Annotated in this window: 13 protein-coding genes and 1 pseudogene; 9 read left to right on the plus strand and 5 right to left on the minus strand. The window is 42.3% G+C overall.

Annotated features, from left to right (window positions below):
• On the minus strand, positions 1–217 hold a 217-nt coding region (locus tag T541_RS21250; protein WP_197025158.1), incomplete at its 3' end, for a helix-turn-helix domain-containing protein.
• A gap of 331 nt (positions 218–548) precedes the next feature.
• Here T541_RS21250 and T541_RS0117350 point away from each other — a divergent pair.
• The 6 genes from T541_RS0117350 (at position 549) to T541_RS0117375 (ending at position 9,214) form a co-directional block, all read left to right on the plus strand.
• The gene (locus tag T541_RS0117350; RefSeq protein ID WP_051538339.1) at positions 549–2,330 is read left to right on the plus strand and encodes an ABC transporter ATP-binding protein; all 1,782 of its coding nucleotides are present in this window, start codon (positions 549–551) and stop codon (positions 2,328–2,330) included.
• Between the two features lie 97 nt (positions 2,331–2,427).
• Entirely contained in the window at positions 2,428–4,215 is a 1,788-nt protein-coding gene (locus T541_RS0117355) for an ABC transporter ATP-binding protein (protein WP_026653836.1), read from the plus strand.
• Between the two features lie 80 nt (positions 4,216–4,295).
• Positions 4,296–5,456 (plus strand): N-acetylglucosamine-6-phosphate deacetylase, encoded by a 1,161-nt coding sequence (nagA, locus tag T541_RS0117360; RefSeq protein ID WP_026653837.1) that lies wholly within the window; start codon positions 4,296–4,298, stop codon positions 5,454–5,456.
• 104 nt (positions 5,457–5,560) lie between these two features.
• Positions 5,561–6,535, plus strand: coding sequence for an SH3 domain-containing protein (locus T541_RS0117365; protein WP_026653839.1), 975 nt, complete (start codon positions 5,561–5,563; stop codon positions 6,533–6,535).
• A 60-nt stretch (positions 6,536–6,595) separates the two neighbouring features.
• Positions 6,596–7,825, plus strand: coding sequence for a 6-phosphofructokinase (locus T541_RS0117370; RefSeq protein ID WP_026653840.1), 1,230 nt, complete (start codon positions 6,596–6,598; stop codon positions 7,823–7,825).
• Between the two features lie 78 nt (positions 7,826–7,903).
• Positions 7,904–9,214 (plus strand): sugar phosphate nucleotidyltransferase, encoded by a 1,311-nt coding sequence (locus T541_RS0117375; RefSeq protein WP_026653841.1) that lies wholly within the window; start codon positions 7,904–7,906, stop codon positions 9,212–9,214.
• A 116-nt stretch (positions 9,215–9,330) separates the two neighbouring features.
• On the opposite strand, the gene T541_RS0117380 is transcribed toward T541_RS0117375, so the two are convergent.
• From T541_RS0117380 to T541_RS0117395, 4 genes are all read right to left on the minus strand, one after another.
• Complete coding sequence (locus tag T541_RS0117380; RefSeq protein WP_026653842.1) at positions 9,331–10,200, minus strand: carbohydrate ABC transporter permease; 870 nt, start codon at positions 10,198–10,200, stop codon at positions 9,331–9,333.
• Entirely contained in the window at positions 10,200–11,285 is a 1,086-nt protein-coding gene (locus T541_RS0117385) for a carbohydrate ABC transporter permease (protein ID WP_026653843.1), read from the minus strand. The genes T541_RS0117380 and T541_RS0117385 overlap by 1 nt, the downstream gene beginning before the upstream one ends.
• Positions 11,286–11,365: 80 nt before the next feature.
• On the minus strand, positions 11,366–12,712 hold the full coding sequence (locus T541_RS0117390) for an ABC transporter substrate-binding protein (protein WP_026653844.1): 1,347 nt from the start codon (positions 12,710–12,712) through the stop codon (positions 11,366–11,368).
• 306 nt (positions 12,713–13,018) lie between these two features.
• Positions 13,019–14,035, minus strand: coding sequence for a LacI family DNA-binding transcriptional regulator (locus tag T541_RS0117395; protein ID WP_026653845.1), 1,017 nt, complete (start codon positions 14,033–14,035; stop codon positions 13,019–13,021).
• 231 nt (positions 14,036–14,266) lie between these two features.
• Here T541_RS0117395 and T541_RS0117400 point away from each other — a divergent pair, with 231 nt between their 5' ends.
• The 3 genes and pseudogenes from T541_RS0117400 to T541_RS21725 all read left to right on the plus strand — a co-directional run.
• Positions 14,267–15,247, plus strand: coding sequence for a hypothetical protein (locus T541_RS0117400; RefSeq protein ID WP_330375740.1), 981 nt, complete (start codon positions 14,267–14,269; stop codon positions 15,245–15,247).
• Between the two features lie 58 nt (positions 15,248–15,305).
• A complete protein-coding gene (locus T541_RS0117405; RefSeq protein WP_026653848.1) occupies positions 15,306–16,970 on the plus strand; it encodes a glycosidase in 1,665 nt (554 codons plus the stop codon).
• 962 nt (positions 16,971–17,932) lie between these two features.
• A pseudogene (locus T541_RS21725) lies at positions 17,933–18,681 on the plus strand (hypothetical protein); the annotation flags it as partial.

Genomic DNA, 18,681 nt, shown 5'->3' on the forward strand with positions numbered 1-18,681 from the left:
CCTCTTCAAGACAGGCACGAGCAAAATCAACAACTTCCTGAGTAACCACCTCAGAGTCCCGATGATAAGGCTTCCGTTCATCAGGATGCGTATCGCCTCTGCAATACTTTTTAACGGTCTGCCGGGATATCCCCAGTGTTCTGGCGATGGACCGTATGGATTCGCCGTCATTATAACGGCTACGGATTTGGTAGTAGAGATCCATTTCGACTATCATCACCTTTCTCCCTTCATGATTTTTCATACACAAAAAATCATAAAGGACTTAACACAAGGTGGTAAACTTTTTCGCTAGCGAAATGGATGAAACTGGTCAACTTTTATAATAGCGTTTACATAGAAAGAATGGCCCATTTGATATTGAATATATGAGAATCCATGAGAAATGACAAAAAATGGGCAAAAAAAAGCACAAAACTACTTGTTTAGTATTTTATACAAGCATAAACTATTTTAGTAGAGTATAAAAAATACCATGGACAACCAGCGGACAACGGCGTCTTGTGGTTGTCAAAATATTAATGCAATTTGCATGAGGTATGAGGATTATGAAAAAGCAAAGTAGTGAGTGGAAGTTTCCAAGGACCAGGATTCAGTGGCTTTGGGACAACATGGAAGGTTACCGGGCACTCTACGTTTTATGCATGATTGGCACAGTTGTATATAACATGTTACAGCTGACTGTGCCTTTTTTTTCTGCGCAGATCGTAGATAAGTTTCTTACCGGGGACCATGCCAGTGAGAATCTGGCTAACATGCCCGATGAGTTCATCAGGCTTTTGTGTGCTATGGTTGGATTTACAATCCTTCGCTGTGCACTTGTTTACTGGGATTGTATGACCTATGAGAAGGTTTCTCAGGCAGTTCTTTTCAAAGTAAGGAACTTCCTCTATGACAAGATCCAGAGACAGGATATGAAGTTCTACAGTACCTACCGTACAGGAGATCTTATGACCAGAGTTACCGGTGACCTTGACGCTGTAAGGCACATGGTGGCATGGGTTATAAGAATGCTTGTGGAGGCCATTTCCCTGGTTTCTGCCACAGCAATCTATTTCCTTATCATGGACTGGAAGCTGGCACTAATTCTTTTGTCAGTGGCTCCACTTATTTTTATCATCATTTATATATTCAAGAGGATGGTTGCTCCTATGCACGCTCTTCTTCGTGAGAAGCTTGCCAACATGAACACCATCGCCCAGGAGAATATCTCCGGTAACCGCGTGGTTAAGGCCTTTGCAAGAGAAGACTACGAGATAGAGCAGTTTGATAAGTGCAATACAGACTATAGAGATACCAACAAGAAGACAGCAAGAGTATGGCTTAAGTTCTACCCTTACGTGGAGACTCTGGCCAACCTCCTTTCAGTGCTGCTGATTCTTTGTGGAGGTCTTTTCCTTATAAATGGTCAGATGACCATGGGTCAGTACGTGGCATTCTCAGGCCTTATCTGGGCAATTGCCAACCCTATGAGACAGCTTGGAAACGTTATGAACGAGTTCCAGAGATTCTCTGCTGCTTCTGCCAAGGTTATGGAGATCTACTACTCAGAGCCTGAGATCAAAGACTCAGAGAACGCTATAGATAAGCCAGAAAGATTTGAGGGCTCCATCGAGTTTAAGGACGTTTCTTTCCAGTACTCAGATGGCAAGCTCCCTGTTCTTAAACATATTTCTTTTACCGCCAAACCAGGAGAGACAGTGGCTATCATGGGAGAGACCGGCTGCGGCAAGACTTCCCTTATCCACCTGATTCCTCGTTTCTATGAGCCTACAGGCGGCGAGGTCCTTGTGGACGGTGTCAACGTAAAAGAGCTAAAGCTGTCCCAGCTACGTGGTAACATCGGCCTGGCAACTCAGGACGTGCTCCTGTATTCAGATACCATCGACGGTAACATTGCCTATGGCGACAGCGAGATTTCAAGAGAAGAGGTTGTTAGATTTGCCAAGTATTCTGCAGCATCTGAGTTCATTGCCAAGATGCCAGAAGGATACGAGACAATCGTTGGAGAAAGAGGAGTAGGCTTATCCGGCGGTCAGAAGCAGAGAATTTCCCTTGCAAGAGCTCTGGCTGTAAGACCATCAATCCTTATCCTTGACGATACAACCTCCGCCGTTGACCTTGAGACGGAAAAAGAGATCCAGGAGAGCCTTCGCAATCTGGATTTCAACTGCACTAAGATCATTATTGCCCAGCGTATCTCCACAACCAAGGATGCAGATCAGATCCTGATCATGCAGCACGGCGAGATAACAGAGCGTGGAACACACCAGGAGCTTATCGAGAAGGGTGGCTACTACGCAGAACTGGTTAAATTACAGGTAGGCTGAGAGCTGTGAACACTTAATGAAACGCAGTTAAATTTAGTGTGAACGTGTTCTGGCGAGCAAAGCGAGAGCAGAACTTCCAAATGAAAGAGGATTTACTATGTCTAGACGAAATACTTACAAAGAAGACGAGATCTTAGAAGAGCCCTTTGACATAAAACACCTTCTTAGAGCCTCGGAATATATTAAAAAGCACGGTATTAAAATGATCATTGCCCTGGTGGTTTCAGCCATGGGCGGCGCTGCAGCTCTGGTGAGCCCTATGATTGTAAGAAGGGCCCTGGACGTTGCGGTTCCACAGGCAGATAAGCAGATGCTGTTTAGACTGGTGCTTATTGCCTGCGGATTCTACCTTTTGAGCGTGTTATTTACCACCATCAGATCACATATTATGATCAACGTCAGCCAGGATATCATCTACCAGATAAGGTCAGATCTTTTTGCACATCTGCAAAAGCTGCCTTTCCAGTACTACGATGACAGACCACATGGTAAGATCCTGGTTCGAGTGGTCAACTACGTAAACTCAGTTTCAGATATGCTCAGTAATGGACTTATCAACGTGGTTCTTGAGATTATCAACCTGATATTCATTGTAGCGTTCATGTTTGCTGTTGATGTACAGTTAAGCCTTGTGGTTCTGGCTGGTGTTCCAGTTCTCATGGTATTCATGTTCTGGATCAAGAATAAGCAGAGAGTGGCTTGGCAGGCTGTATCCAACAAGAACTCCAACCTTAATGCATATCTTCAGGAGAATATTGTTGGTGCCAGAATCACTCAGATCTTTGCTAGAGAAGATGAGAACGCTGACATCTTTAAGACTCTTTCAAATAACTGCAGAAAGACCTGGATGAAGGCCGTTAGCTATTCAAACCTTGTATGGCCTGGAATCGACACGATCTCTGTACTGGTAAGAGCAGCAATCTTCCTGTTTGGCCTTCTTATCTTTTCAAATGGACACCAGACCCTTGGTACTATTGTGGCTATTTCCAGCTACGCATCAAGATTTTGGCAGCCTATCATGAACCTTGGAAATATCTTCAACGGCTTTATCAACAACATGGCTTACCTTGAGAGAATCTTTGAGGCCATGGACGAGCCTGTTACCGTGGATGATGCGGAGGGAGCCACCAAGATGCCTGAGATTAAGGGTGAGGTTACCTTTGATAACGTATCCTTCTCATACGAGAAGGGAAAAGAGGTACTTCACGATGTTTCCTTTACTGTTAAACCCGGTGAGAGCGTTGCCCTTGTAGGCCCTACAGGAGCTGGTAAGAGTACCATCGTAAGCCTTATTTCCAGGTTCTATAACGTGAACTCTGGAAGGATCCTTATCGATGGACAGGACATTTCTAAAGTAACCCTGAATTCCCTTAGATCCCAGATGGGCATCATGCTTCAGGACAGCTTTATTTTCTCCGGCACCATCGAGGATAACATCCGCTACGGCAAGCTGAATGCCACAACTAAAGAAATCATCGCTGCCAGCAAGACTGTCTGCGCAGATAACTTTATTAACACCATGAGCAAGGGCTATGATACTGAGGTTAAGGAAAGGGGAGCTCTTTTATCCCAGGGACAGAAGCAGCTTATCTCATTTGCGAGAACTCTTTTATCAGATCCTGCAATCCTGGTGCTGGACGAAGCCACATCAAGTATCGATGTTCAGACGGAAAAAGATCTTCAGAAGGGCCTTGATGCTATGCTTAAAGGACGTACAAGTTTTATCATCGCCCACAGATTATCCACCATCACCAAGTGTGATAAAATTATGTATATAGACAATGGTGGTATCACTGAGTGCGGAACTCATCAGGAACTTATGGCTAAGAAGGGTGATTACTATCACCTGTATACAGCCCAGATTGAGGGCCTTGAGGCGGGCTGATATGTGAGATTGATAGATACCCTGGTGTCTGATTTGTATATGGTAACTAGCGTTTGAAATAGTATTATTTGAGGGCAGGTATGAGAATTAAGGGTGCAAAGGTATATACTGACTGTTTCAGATTCGAAGACGTGGATGTAGACATCACCGGTGAAAAGATATCAGGTATATCCGGAAGAAATGGAGCTGGCACAGATTCTGAAAACCAGGACGGCGAGATAATAGATGCTTCAGGTCTTTATGCGATTCCAGGTCTTGTAGATGTGCATCTACACGGCGCTGTAGCCCATGACTTCTGCGATGCAAAAGAAGAGAGCTTAAGAGCAATCACTGAGTACGAAGCAAGAAGCGGTGTGCTGGCTCTTTGTCCCACTACAATGTCTCTTTCCGTGGATAGAGTCGATGAAATCTGCGACGTGACACAGAAGTTCGCTGCCTCCACAGAGAATAAGGATGGATGCGCTGATATCATCGGCATGAACCTGGAGGGACCCTTTATCAATCCATCCAAGAAGGGTGCCCAGAACGGCGAATTTATAAGACCTGCCAGCGATGAAGCGCTTAATACTCTTATAGACAAAAGAGCTGATTTCATTAAGCTTCTTGATCTGGCTCCGGAAGTTGAAGGAAACATGGAGGCTATCAAGGACTATTCCTCTAAAGTTAATATCTCAATTGCCCATACAGCCTGTGATTATGACACAGCTTTGGAGGCTTTTGGAAATGGCGCTAATCACGTGACACATCTTTTTAACGCCATGAATGGTATTAACCACAGAATGCCAGGTCCTATCCTGGCTGCATTGGATGAGGATGCCTATGCAGAGCTTATAACTGACGGTGTCCACATTCATCCGGCAGTTGTGAGAATGGCATTTACTCTGTTTGGACCAGACCGAATAGTTATTATTTCTGATAGCATGGAAGCCACCGGAATGGAGGATGGCCAGTACGAGCTGGGCGGTCAGAAGGTTACAAAGCGCGGCAAACACGCCACCTTAACCGATGATCCAAGTAGCCTTGCAGGCTCAGTATCCAACCAGTTTGACTGCATGAAGGAAGCTGTGGAGATGGGAGTTCCTATTGAAGAAGCAATCCGCGCAGCCACCTACAATCCAGCAGCCTCCATTGGAGTTACAGACTCTTACGGTCTCATAGCTAAAGACCGATTTGCGAATATACTTTTGGTAGATGACAATCTCCAGATAAAAAAGATCATACATAAAGGCAGGATTATCTAATCCCAGCAAGGATGCGGTAACGATGGCGATTTGACACATTGTTAAGATTAATGTAAAATCTATTGGGTTGAGCTATTTTTTTGGTATTTATAGGTGAGTGTTTTATGAGCATGTATAAAGAGAAAAAGAAAAACTTAATCTTTCTAGTGATCTTTGCAGTAATTTTTTCAACCTTGTCTGGAGGAAGCCTTTGGTTAGCCGATAGAGGAGAGGAAAGCGCTGCAGTAGAATTATCTACAGAGTCAGTTATCGTTAATGTTTCCCAGAACGCAGAGGCCGCGCCTAATGATGTGAACGATTCACAGGAACTTGCAGCTGATGAAGCTTACGAGGAAGGTGCAGATGTTTCTACAGAGGGCTACACAGTTACAGAGTATGAGACTGATGTGACTATGTATGCTAAGGAGACTGTTAATGTAAGAGCAGGTGCTGGAACTGATTATGATAAGGTGGGTAAGCTCCATTGGGGTAATACCGTTTCAGTTACTGGAGAGACAGACAACGGTTGGTATGAGGTTTCATACAACGATAGTACAGCGTATATTATGGGAGAGTACATGACTAGTGAGCTTCCAAGTATTCCATACCTTTTCGTAGGCGATTCCAGAACAGTTCAGATGCAGAGTGCTGTTGGATGCAACGACAAGGCTTATATCGCTAAGATCGGTGAGGGATATAGCTTTTTTAAGAACACAGTTATCCCTGAGATTCCTCAGTACGCTGGCAATGGCACCAAGCTTGTAATCAACTTTGGTGTTAATGACCTTGGCAACGTTAAGAAGTACATTCAGCTTGTGAACAGCAACATTGATGCCTGGACAGAAGCTGGTATTACTGTATATTATTCCGCGGTAACTCCCGTGGGAGAGGGCACAACTGTATCCAATGCCCAGATCGAGAGCTTTAACGCTCAGCTTAAGGAAGGACTTGATCCCAGAGTAATCTGGATTGATAGTTATACATATCTTTCACAGACAGGCTTTAGCACTGCTGATGGACTTCATTACAATAGTGCTACCTATAGGAATTTGTATTCTTATTATATGGCTGTGTTTAACGAAGAGAATAATCAAGTTTGATATTAAACCCTTGGACAGGCAACTGTTCAAGGGTTAATTTATGCAATTTTGGAGGATATTATGAAAAATGTGATCATAGGTCAGTCTGGAGGACCTACAGCCGCAATCAACGCATCAGTAGCAGGTATCTACGAGGAAGCCAAGGCCCTTGGAGCAGGAACGATATTTGGAATGCTTCACGGAATTGAAGGCCTTCTTATGGAGAATATCATTGATTTGGACAAGTACCTGTCTGATCCAACCAATGTTGAGCTACTTAAGAGAACACCAGCATCAGTCCTTGGAACCTGCAGATATAAGCTTTCAAACGCTTCTGTGGACGATTCAGATTACAAAAAGATCTTTGAGATCCTTAATAAGAATGACATTGAGTTCTTCTTTTATATAGGAGGAAACGACTCAATGGATACTATTATGAAGCTGTCTGATTACGGCACCAAAATGGGATATAGTCAGCGTTTTATCGGTATCCCTAAGACAATAGATAACGATCTTCCAATAACAGATCACTGCCCTGGATTTGGTTCCGCTGCCAAGTACATTGCCACCAGCGTAAAAGAGCTAATTAGAGACAACCAGGCTTCTGACCCCAGGAACCCAGCTACAGTCATTGTAGAGATCATGGGACGAAATGCGGGCTGGCTTGCAGCAGCCTCTGTTTTATCAAGGGCCGATGACTGCTCAGGCCCAGATGCCATCTATCTTCCAGAGCTTCCATTTGATATGGACAGATTTATGGATCACGTAAAAGAACTATCTTCCAAGAATAAACCAATATTAATAGTAATATCAGAGGGAATTAAGCTTAAGGATGGAACCTATGTCTGCGAGCTCAATGGCCATGTAACAACAGATACCTTTGGACATAAGCAGATGAGTGCTGCCTGCAAAGTCCTTGCAGATAAGCTGTCCCATGAGCTGGGCTTAAGAACAAGAACAGTTGAGCTTAGTACTCTTCAAAGAGCTGCTTCCCACATGTCATCTCTGGTGGATGTAAGAGAAGCTTATCAGTGCGGAGTAGAAGCAGTTAATGCCGCTGAAAAGGGTGAAAGTGGCAAGATGGTAATAATGAAGAGACAGAGAGGCTCATATCTGTGCGGCTTTGAGACCTATGATATTCATTCAATTGCCAATCTTGAAAAGACTGTTCCAGTAGACTGGATAAGTGAAGATGGAACAGACCTTACAGAAGAGTTTGTGAAGTATGCAAGACCTCTTATATTTGGTGAAGTTATGCCAATTATGTCTGGCGGACTTCCAAGACATCTTATTATTCCTGAGGCTCTTTGATAGAAATTTGACTAAAAGAATAATTGATATTAATATAGAAGTTCCAATAAGGAATATAAGCTTGAAAGGAATCTATTAATGAATATAGTTTTATTATCTGGTGGTTCTGGAAAGAGACTTTGGCCTTTGTCCAATGACATCAGATCCAAACAGTTTATAAAGATCTTCAAGACTGATGATGGCAATTATGAATCAATGGTTCAGAGAGTATATCGTCAGATCAAGAAAGTGGATAGCGAGGCTACAGTCACAATCGCAACCAGTAAGACTCAGGTTTCTGCAATTCACAATCAGCTTGGCACAGATGTAGGAATCTCAATTGAGCCATGCAGAAGAGATACATTCCCTGCTATTGCGCTGGCAACAGCATATCTTGTAGATGTACAGGGGGTTGACCCAGAGGAATCTGTAGTAGTTTGCCCTGTAGATCCATACGTAGAAGATGACTATTTTGAAGCCCTTAAGGCTTTATCAGAGCAGGCGGATAAGGGAGAGGCTAATCTTACACTTATGGGAATCGAGCCTACATATCCATCTGAGAAATATGGTTATATCATCCCTAAGGATTCTAATAATATAAGCGAGGTTTCTACCTTTAAGGAGAAGCCTTCAGTAGAGGTTGCTCAGGATTATATCAGTCAGGGCGCTCTTTGGAACGGCGGCGTATTTGCTTACAAGCTTAAGTACGTTCTTGATAAGGCTCACGAGCTTATTGATTTTACAGATTACAAGGATCTCTACAATAAGTATGAGACTCTTAACAAGATCTCTTTTGACTATGCTGTTGTTGAGAAAGAATCCAAGATTCAGGTTATGAGATTTAAGGGCCAGTGGAAGGACCTTGGAACATGGAATACCTTAACTGAGGCCATGGAAGAGAGCGTAGTAGGTAAGGGAATCCTCAACGATAAGTGCGAAGGTGTACATATCGTAAATGAGATGGATGTTCCAGTTCTTGCAATGGGACTTAGAGATGTAGTTATTTCAGCTTCTCCAGAGGGAATCCTGGTTTCTGACAAGGAACAGAGCTCATATATCAAGCCTTTTGTTGATGGAATAGAGCAGCAGATCATGTTCGCAGAAAAGAGCTGGGGACTTTTCAAGGTAATTGATGTAGAGAACAGTAGTGTTACTATCAAGGTTACACTTAACCCAGGCCATTCAATGAACTATCACCTCCACCGCAACAGAGATGAGGTTTGGGTAGTTATTTCCGGAACAGGTAAGGCTGTTGTTGACGGCAAAGAGCAGATGATAAAGCCAGGTGATGTAATTACAATGAAGGCTGGATGTAAGCACACTGTATTTGCTGATACAGAGCTTAAGCTTATCGAGGTTCAGCTTGGTGAAGAGATCACAGTTCAGGATAAAGAGAAGTTTCCTCTTTGATGATCTTTGATCAGTAGATTAAATTCGTGTTTCTATTTTTTATTTATATATACTAAAAAAGCTTTCAGGATTTAACCTGAAAGCTTTTTTACATTGGACGCTAATAATAAATATTATCAACCCTTAACGGCGCCTTCAATCATACCTTCCATGATCTGTTTCTGAGCAATGAGGAAAAGAATGATCATAGGTATCATTGCAAGGAATGCTGCTGTAAGGATCAAATCCCACTCTTTTACCTTAGATCCAACAAAGGCCTGTACAGCGATTGGGAGAGTCTTGATGTCTCCTGATCTACCAAGCATAAGTGCTGGAAGAAGGTAGTCATTCCAGATCCACATACCATTAAGAATAGTAACTGTGGTGATAACTGGTGTAAGCAAAGGGAAGATGATGCGGAAGAAGGTCTGCTCTGGAGCACATCCATCAATTGATGCAGCCTCTTCAAGATCATAAGGAATTCCCTTGATAAATCCTGTTAAGATGAATACTGTCATGGCACCACCAAATCCAAGATAAGCAAATACAATACCCTGAACTGAGAAGAGCATTGGGATACCAATGAACTGACCAGCCTTATTAAATGTAGAAATAAGAGGAAGCATAACTACCTGGAAAGGAATGATCATGGAAGCAATGAATGTGAAATAGATTGCTGCTGACCACTTAGTCTTATTTCTGCAGATTACCCAAGCTGCCATAGCTCCGAAAAGAGCTAAGAGAACAAGGGATAATACTGTAATAAGTGCTGAATACCAGAAGCTTCTCCAGTAAACAAAGCTGGTGTTGTTGATAACGTTCTTCATATTAGTAAGTAAGTTGTTAAATGAAGCTCCAGCAAAGCTTATTGGATTGTTAATGATATTAGTTTTGTTCTTACATGAGTTAATTACAACAAGTGCAAAAGGAAATAGTACATATATTGCAACAATTGTCGCGATAACAAATCTGAGGATAACTACTAATGTGTTTTCTTTTCTATGCATTATAGTTCTACCTCCTTCTTATTAGATATACGAACCTGAATGATTGATACACAAGCAAGTATTACAAAGAACAGGAACGCTTTAGCCTGAGCAAAGGCGTATTCGTTGGACTTAATAGCTGTCTCGTAAATGTTAAGGGCAAGCATCTGAGTACCTTCTGAAAGGATCTCGCCCATGAAGTTCGAAACGAATCCAGCACCATTAGTAAGTGCTAAGTTAACATCAAACTGTTTGAAGGATGATGTAAGTGTTAAGAATGTACAGATCGTAATTGTAGGTGCGATCATAGGGATCTTGATATTGAACAGAGTCTGTAATGGACTTGCTCCGTCAATAGCAGCAGCCTCAAGTACATCGCCTGGAATAGTGTTAAGTCCAGTGATATAGATGAGCATGATGTAACCTGCGTATTGCCAGATATAAACAACTACGATAGCCGCAAGAGCGGTGTTAGTATCAGACAGGAGAGAATAAGCTCTGTCAAAATACTTAGTGGTAATGATTGTAACTACGTTGGCAAAAATGAACTGCCAAATGTAACCAAGTACGATTCCACCAATAAGGTTTGGTAAGAAGAATGATGCTCTAAAGAATCCCATGCCTGGAAGCTTGGATGTGCAAAGAAGAGCAAGGAGGAATGCTACAAGGTTAACAAGAATCATATCAAATACTACAAACAAAAATGTTATGAGGATAGACCATACTAGCTGTGGATCCTTGAACATTCTTGTGTAATTGCCAAATCCAATGATATTGTGAAACTGAATACCGTCCCAATCAGTAAATGAATAAAAGAGACCTAAGAATAAAGGTAGTATTACTGTAACGAAAAATGCAAAAAGCAATGGAAACAGAAAAAGGAAGTTAATAATGTTTCTATGGTGTTTGATAGTTGGATAGAAGTACAGCCCCAACACGATTCCGATAATTCCAAGTATAAGTAATGGTCCCCGGTACCACTGATCGGAACTAATAAAACCTACTGTTGCAAGAATATCAACTGTAATAGCCACGATAGTAATGATTATGCCTAAGACCAGACATATAAGTGATGAAGTTCTTTTGGTTCTGGAAGTTCCTTTCATAATGAATCTCCTTATTGTTTAAAAAGAGGCGGGGACAAATTTTTATGCCCCCGCCTGATTAAGTTCTAAAAAATTATGTATTAGTTAGCGTAGTAGCTTGCGATAACCTGTGCGATTGTTGATGTGAAGCCATCTGCATCAAGCGCACCCTTTGCATACTGCTGGAAGATAACGCTTGTCTTGTCCTCAAGACCGCTCTTCTTCTCCATTGTGTGCCAGTAAGAAAGCTTACCATTTGCGATGTACTCAGCAATGCTTGCTGCGAAAGGAGCGTCTGCTGTGTACTTACAATCTGTGTAAGGGCTGATAAGTGCAGCCTGTTCTACAAGGATCTGCTGAGCAGAATCCTCAGAGCACCACTGAAGGAATGCCTTAGCTGCATCTACATGACCTTCTGCATATACTGCCCAGAAGTTAGGAACGCCACCGATGATAGTGTCGATACCATCCTCGAATGCATATGGAGCAAAGCCCATCTCGAATCCTGAGTAGTTCTCGTTTGAAAGGATGTTAGGTGCAATCCAGTTACCCTGTGTAACGAATACATACTTGCCTTCTGCGAATCCAGCAACCTGGCTATCATAGTTACCATCGATAACAAGTGCAGGATCTGAATACTGGTTCATCATGCCGATGAAGTCAGCGAAATCTTTCATTCTTTTCTCATCGATCTTACCACCATCATTGAGGAGGTCGATGTATGTTCTGTCGTCGTATGCAAGACCAGCATCAAGATACTGACCAAATACGTGTGTTCCTGAAGACCAACCAAGGTTTGAAGGCTCTGCACACCAGCCGAATACAGCTGTGATACCAAGCTCATCCTTCATTGAATCAAGCTTCTCAACTGCCTCTGTCCAAGCTGCAGGAGATGTAAGTGTTGAAGGATCGATACCAGCCTTGTCAAGGAGATCCTTGTTGTAACCAAGAGCTGTAGCCTCAACTGAGTAAGGGAAACCTACTGTAGCGCCGTCAACAACGAGCTCAGAATCTGTATCCTCTGTCCACTGCTCATCCTTAAGATCAACGAGCTTGCCTTCCCAATCAGGAATGTCGTTGCTCTCTACGAAGAAGATGTCAGGCATGTTGCCAGCCTGGTAGTAAGCCTTGAGTGCATCAGAAGCCTTCTGATCTCCACCGATTGTCTCGACCTCAACAACATTACCAGTCTCTTCGTTGTACTTGGAAGCAAGAGTCTTGAGCTGTTCGTCAATCTCAGGCTTACCATTTACAAGGCGGATAGAATCAAGAGAACCTGTTGCGTCAGATGTTGTAGCATCTGTCTTCTCCTCAGTCTTGTCATCTGCCTTAGCTTCTGTGTTTGTGTTGTCAGATGTGTTTGTTGTGTCAGTACCTGTTGATCCACAAGCAGCAAGAGATGCTACCATTGCGCCTGCAAGAAGTACAGACAAAAGTTTCTTTTTCATTTTGTAACCCTCCTTTTGTGCAATTTGCCATAACTTATTTATTTTTTGGCGGTTCCTTTTGCGCATAAGTTGTACGCTATAATCAAATTAGCACATAGATACTTAAAATTCAAGCCTAAACTTAGAATTAATCACGCGCGCAAGGCATAAAAAGAGCCGAAAGCCACATGGAAACTGAGCTTTCGGCAATCTTATTTTTTTATAAAATTATAAAAAACTAACAATAAAAATTATGAAATTCCGTTAAAAATCACAAACTTATGCGCAAAAGTTTTAAGTATACAACTTGAATAATGGTGCATGGGTTTAACCGTCAACTTTTGCAACAGAATCACGAATAATCAGCCTTGTTGGAAGTAAAAGCTGGTTAGGAGTCTTTTCTCCGCGAAGCTGCTTTAGCAGGGTATCGGCTGCAAGAATACCTTTCTTTTTGACATCCTGATGAACTGTTGTAAGGGCTGGTCTGTGGAGCTGACCCAGCATATTGTCATCAAAGCCTGCAATAGATATATCCTCTGGAACACGAATGCCTCTGTCTGTAAGGGCTGCCATGAGAGTAACAGCGTAAAGATCGGATACACACATAATTGCTGTGAAGTCTTTAGCTCTTTTGCATATCTCATTTAAGCTGTCCTCCAGATCCTCGGAGCGAGGCCTGATCTTAAGAAAATCAGCTTCTGAATACTTGATTCCTGCATCGGAGAGAGCTTTTTTATAACCGCTCAACCTGGCAAAGTCGACACCGTTTGTATTATCGGACAGGAATGCGATCTTTCTGTGGCCCTGGGATATCAGGTAATTGACCATGTCGTAGGTTCCCTGTTCATCATCAAGACCCACGTTGGTGAAGTGTTTAAGACCTTCAATACTGTAGGTATCTATGCATACGATTGGCTTCTTGTATTTTTCACTGACTCTGATTCCGTCATCATTAAGCATACCGAAAAGGATAAGACCATCTACGTTCCAGGTGGATACGTGTCTCATAATCTCCACTGTATCACTGGATATGTATAGCATCATGAAATATCCGGCATTTCTTATTGTCTCTTCTACACCACCGATAAGCTCGGATACGAAAGGATCCATGATGAGATTTTCATATTTATCAGCTCGGGCTTTAAGGGCAAGACCAATGATTTTGGATTCGTTTTGTGCGAGATTTCGTGCATTGATATTTGGCACATAATCTACCTTGTCCAGAAAATCCTGAACTATTTTTTTAGTCTCATCTGACACTTCGCCGGTTTTTCCGTGAATAACATTCGAAACCGTTGTAGTGCTCATATTTAGTTGCTTTGCAATCTCTTTGATAGTTATCATATTTTTGTTGGCTCTTTACAAGTTAAAAAAGTTATTGTATCTTGTTCACAAAATAACATGGCGGAACATAAGTTGTCAAAAAATTGTACGGGATCACTAAAATATTCAGTTAGCGAACCCGGTTTTTGATGCAAAAAATTTAATAAGGTTTAAGGCTCGAACCATTATTTGTGTCGGGCAACATTTCGAGTAACAGTTAACAGATTGTGAAAGATGAGAAAAGAGGAAATTATGAATAATCAATACAAGAAAGTTTCTTTTGACAAGAAGATAATCGCAGAAAAGCTTGATAAGGCTGTTGAGACATGCATGTCAGTAGAAATTCCAGCAGATATTCCACACGGTGATATGCCTGGAGACAAGATTGAAATTGGCGAAGGACATACATCTAAGGCAAAGACAATTTTCCCTGAGCTTATTAAACAACTCAAGGATGTAATGGATAGTAATCCTTACAACAGAGCTGTTATCGCTGTTTGCGGCGGATCTGGAGTAGGTAAATCAGAAATTGCGTCATGTCTGTCATATTTGCTCAACAAGGCAGGAATAGGCAGCTACACAATGTCTGGTGATAATTATCCACATAGAATTCCAATGTACAATGATGCTGAAAGGCTTCATACATTTAGAGAAGCAGGCATTAGAGGAATGGTTGACAGTGGTGTCATGACACCTGCAAATTTCGATAAGGTTCAGCAGTGGCAACAGGCTGAAGATGACGCTAACAAGGCACATGCAGAGACTGACACATGGTTCAATTCTTATCTTGAAGCAGGTAGAGAAGCTCTTAAGAATTATCTTGGTACTCCAAAGGAAACAGATTTCGAAGAAGTTGATCAGATCATGAAGGCATTCAAGGACGGAGCTGATAAGCTTTGGCTTAAGAGAATGGGAAGAGATGAAGCTTCTCTTTGGTATGACGACGTGGATATGAGTGACAAGCAGGTCCTTATAGTTGAGTGGACACATGGTAACAGCGACTATATGACTCAGGTTGATATTCCTATCCTTTTAAATAGTACTCCACAGGAAACACTTGAACACAGAAGATCAAGAAACAGAGATGGTAAGCTTGACAGCCCATTTACTATGATGGTTCTTGAAATTGAGCAGGGTAAGCTTGTTGATCAGGCTCACAAGGCTAAGATCATCATCACAAAGAGTGGTGAACTCATCAGCTATGAAGAGTTCCAGAAGCTTATGGCTGACTGATAGTATTTTTATAAAAGAGTGATCGAGACTACGATGTTGTTTTGAAAAAGGAGTATTTATGAGTAAAAAATTTGTGGATAATGGACCAATGCTTAATGCGTATCCAGACAGCATGGGTGGAACTCTTTCTGACATTGTTTCAGTTCTTTCCAAGAAGGAGTTTGAGGATGTATTCCAGTCATTTTACATCCTTCCAAGTATCTTTAATACAGATTTAGACAGAGGTTTCTCTGTTATTGATTACGGAATTAACGAGGAAATGGCAAGCGCTGATGACCTTAAGAAGCTTGATGAGCTTGGAATCAACTTAAAGCTTGATTTCATCTTAAATCATGCATCAGTTCTTTCTCCTCAGTTCCAGGATCTTGTTAAGAACGGTGAGAAGTCCAAGTACGCTGATTTCTTCATCAACTGGAATAAGTTCTGGGAAGGCTGCGGAGAGATGACAGCTGAGGGATACATTCAGCCTAGAGAGGAATATATCAAGGATATGTTCTTCAGAAAGCCAGGACTTCCAATTCTTATGGTTAGAATGCCTGATGGCAAGGACGTTCCTTACTGGAATACCTTCTATCAGGAGGTACAGTACAAGCGCCCTAACGCTCAGGATCTTATGGAGAAGATTGATATCCAGTATCTTGCAGCAGAGCGTTTATCTAAGAGAGTCTGCGATTCACTTAATGAGGGAAAGAAGCCTGCAGAGATTGATTTTACAGGCTATGAGAAATACAAGGATGCGGTAATTGATTACCTTGAGTCCACAAGACGTTATCTTGGTCAGATGGATCTTAATATCAAGTCTGATCTTGTTTGGGAGCATTATCGCAATACACTTAAGGCACTTTCAGGTTATGGCGCAAGGATTGTAAGACTTGATGCTTTTGCTTATGCTCCTAAGGAGCCTGGTAAAAAGAACTTCTTAAACGAGCCAGATACCTGGGATGTACTTGAGAAGGTTAAGAAGCTTGCTGACGAGTTCGGAGTAGCTCTTTTACCTGAGATTCATGCAAGCTATTCAGAGAAAACCTATGAGGTTGTTGCTGGTAAGGGATATATGACTTATGACTTCTTCCTTCCAGGACTTCTCATTTATGCTATCGAGAGTAAGAACGGCGATCTTCTTAAGAAGTGGGCCGACGAGATTCAGGAGAAGAAGATCCGCGTGGTTAACATGCTTGGATGTCATGATGGTATTCCTCTTCTTGATCTTAAGGGAATCCTTCCTGAGGAGGATATCCAGAAGATGATCGATACAATTGTTGGCAGAGGTGGATATGTTAAGGATCTTCACGGTGCCAAGAATATGTACTATCAGGTTAATGCCACATACTACAGTGCTTTGGGCGATGACGACAAGAAGATGCTCTTTGCTAGAGCAATTCAGATGTTCATGCCTGGTAAGCCACAGGTATGGTATCTTGATCTTTTTGCTGGTAAGAATGACCACGAGGCTGTTAAGAGAGCAGGCGCTGGCGGCCACAAGGAGATCAACAGAACAAATCTTAGCCTTGATCAGATTAAGGATGCTCTTTCAAAGGATGTAGTTAAGAAGCAGCTTGAACTTCTTAAGTTTAGAAACACATGTCCAGCCTTTGGATTTGACGCTAAGCTTGATGTGGAGTGCAATGGCACTGTCATGAAGTTCACATGGGAGAACGAAGGACACAAGGCTGTGCTTAAGGCTGATTTTGCGGATTATAGCTTTGAGATTGAGGAAGCATAATAGAGTTTGATGTGTGAAGGGACCAGTTCCGAAAGGAACTGGTCCCTTTTTGCAGTGGCTAAGAGGAGCTGAAATTTGCGGATAAGGGAGGTTGAATCAAGAACTCTATCCGCAAGATTATTGGGGAACTGGTTGGGAGAGGAGATTTGCGGATAAGGTAGGTTGAATCAAGAACTCTATCCGCAAGATTATTGGGGAACTGGTGGGTGGAGTAGAATTTGCGGATAAGGGAGGTTGAATCAAGAACTCTATCCGCAAGATTATTGGGGAACTGGTGGGGGAGAGGAGATTTGCGGATAAGGAGAGCTGAATCAAGAACTCTATCCGCAAGATTATTGGGGAACTGGTGGGGGAGAGGAGATTTGCGGATAAGGAGAGCTGAATCAAGAACTCTATCCGCAAATTTACTGAGAAATTGGTGGTTGTGGGGACGCTGTTATATGAGAAAAATAGTTTCCTGGACAAATTACGGTAAAATAGCGAAAAAGTCGATTTTTTCTGTAATATTCAACAAGATAACATGCAGGAATTTACGACAGAATAGATATTCATATAGATTTACAAAATACCATATATGATTTGCTCATATACCAAGTATAATCTGGAAAACTCAGGAAACCATTACGGTAAAATTTTAAAAAATGGCTATTTTTCTGTAATTTTGGAGAACAAAAATATCGGAACCGATGTGTTGAAACAAGATTTGCAGATAAGATTGCATGATTTGATTAAGTTTATCTGTACGAATGAAAAGTGATTTTTGAGAAGATAAAAATGTGGAAAAACTTAGGAAATTATGAATTTTCAGGGCATAAAGTTTATAGAAAATTTACTGTAAAATGCAATTAAAATATACGATAATATATTTGCGGAATTGCGATAATATGTAGCAGTTTTGCGCCATTTTACGATGATATAAGTTTTTGATTTTTACTATATTTTTTCTCGAAAGGAGATACTGCATGGAAGGCATGAGCACTCAGGATTTGCTTAATGGACAGGACTTATCAACAGCTAATGTTGATGATCTTTTGGCGGCAATGAAAACCGAAGAAGCAGCTGCACAGCCAGAGGCACCAGCAGCTGAGGAGAAGCCTAAGCCAAAACGTGGCAGGCCTAAAAAGGTAGTAGAGCCAGCAGAGCCTATACCTGATATTCCAAATTTGGATGAGCTTGTTGCTGCAGAAGCGGCTGCGGAAGCTGCTGCTGAGGCGGCTGTAGAAGCTGCGCCTGCAGATGCTCCAGTAGAGACACCAGCTGCAGAAATTTCAGCAGAAATACCAGCTACAGAGGCTCCTGTAGAAGAGCCAGTAATTGCAGAGGAGCCAAGTCCAGCAGAGACTGCTGAGGCAGATGCTCTTGCGGCTGCTATGGCTGCAATGGAAAATGGAGCTGTTGAGACTGCGGAAGCTGCACCAGAAGCACCAGCAGAAGAAGCACCAGCGGAAGCTGCAATTGATCCTGATGCAATGATTGCAGCAATGGCTGCAGCTGAGACAGCAGAAGAGGTTGATGTGAATATGGCTGCGATAGCAGCGCAGGCAGCAGAGGAACAAGCTCCTGCAGAGGAGATTCCATCTGATATGGATGCAATGATGGCAGCAATGGCAGCGGAGGCGCCAGCAGAAGCGGTAGTGGAAGCACCAGTGGAGATTCCAGCTGAGGAGCCAGTAGCAGAGGCAGCACCAGAGATAGCTGCCGAAGCACCAGC

It is taken from the genome of Butyrivibrio proteoclasticus P6B7 (genome assembly GCF_000622085.1).
GTDB lineage: Bacteria > Bacillota > Clostridia > Lachnospirales > Lachnospiraceae > Butyrivibrio > Butyrivibrio proteoclasticus_A.

Bases quoted from the DNA above. Each gene is read 5' to 3' on its own strand.
- T541_RS0117350 (WP_051538339.1), top strand. From the start codon at position 549: ATGAAAAAGCAAAGTAGTGAGTGGAAGTTTCCAAGGACCAGGATTCAG.
- T541_RS0117355 (WP_026653836.1), top strand. From the start codon at position 2,428: ATGTCTAGACGAAATACTTACAAAGAAGACGAGATCTTAGAAGAGCCC.
- nagA (WP_026653837.1), top strand. From the start codon at position 4,296: ATGAGAATTAAGGGTGCAAAGGTATATACTGACTGTTTCAGATTCGAA.
- T541_RS0117365 (WP_026653839.1), top strand. From the start codon at position 5,561: ATGAGCATGTATAAAGAGAAAAAGAAAAACTTAATCTTTCTAGTGATC.
- T541_RS0117370 (WP_026653840.1), top strand. From the start codon at position 6,596: ATGAAAAATGTGATCATAGGTCAGTCTGGAGGACCTACAGCCGCAATC.
- T541_RS0117375 (WP_026653841.1), top strand. From the start codon at position 7,904: ATGAATATAGTTTTATTATCTGGTGGTTCTGGAAAGAGACTTTGGCCT.
- T541_RS0117380 (WP_026653842.1), bottom strand. From the start codon at position 10,200: ATGCATAGAAAAGAAAACACATTAGTAGTTATCCTCAGATTTGTTATC.
- T541_RS0117385 (WP_026653843.1), bottom strand. From the start codon at position 11,285: ATGAAAGGAACTTCCAGAACCAAAAGAACTTCATCACTTATATGTCTG.
- T541_RS0117390 (WP_026653844.1), bottom strand. From the start codon at position 12,712: ATGAAAAAGAAACTTTTGTCTGTACTTCTTGCAGGCGCAATGGTAGCA.
- T541_RS0117395 (WP_026653845.1), bottom strand. From the start codon at position 14,035: ATGATAACTATCAAAGAGATTGCAAAGCAACTAAATATGAGCACTACA.
- T541_RS0117400 (WP_330375740.1), top strand. From the start codon at position 14,267: ATGAATAATCAATACAAGAAAGTTTCTTTTGACAAGAAGATAATCGCA.
- T541_RS0117405 (WP_026653848.1), top strand. From the start codon at position 15,306: ATGAGTAAAAAATTTGTGGATAATGGACCAATGCTTAATGCGTATCCA.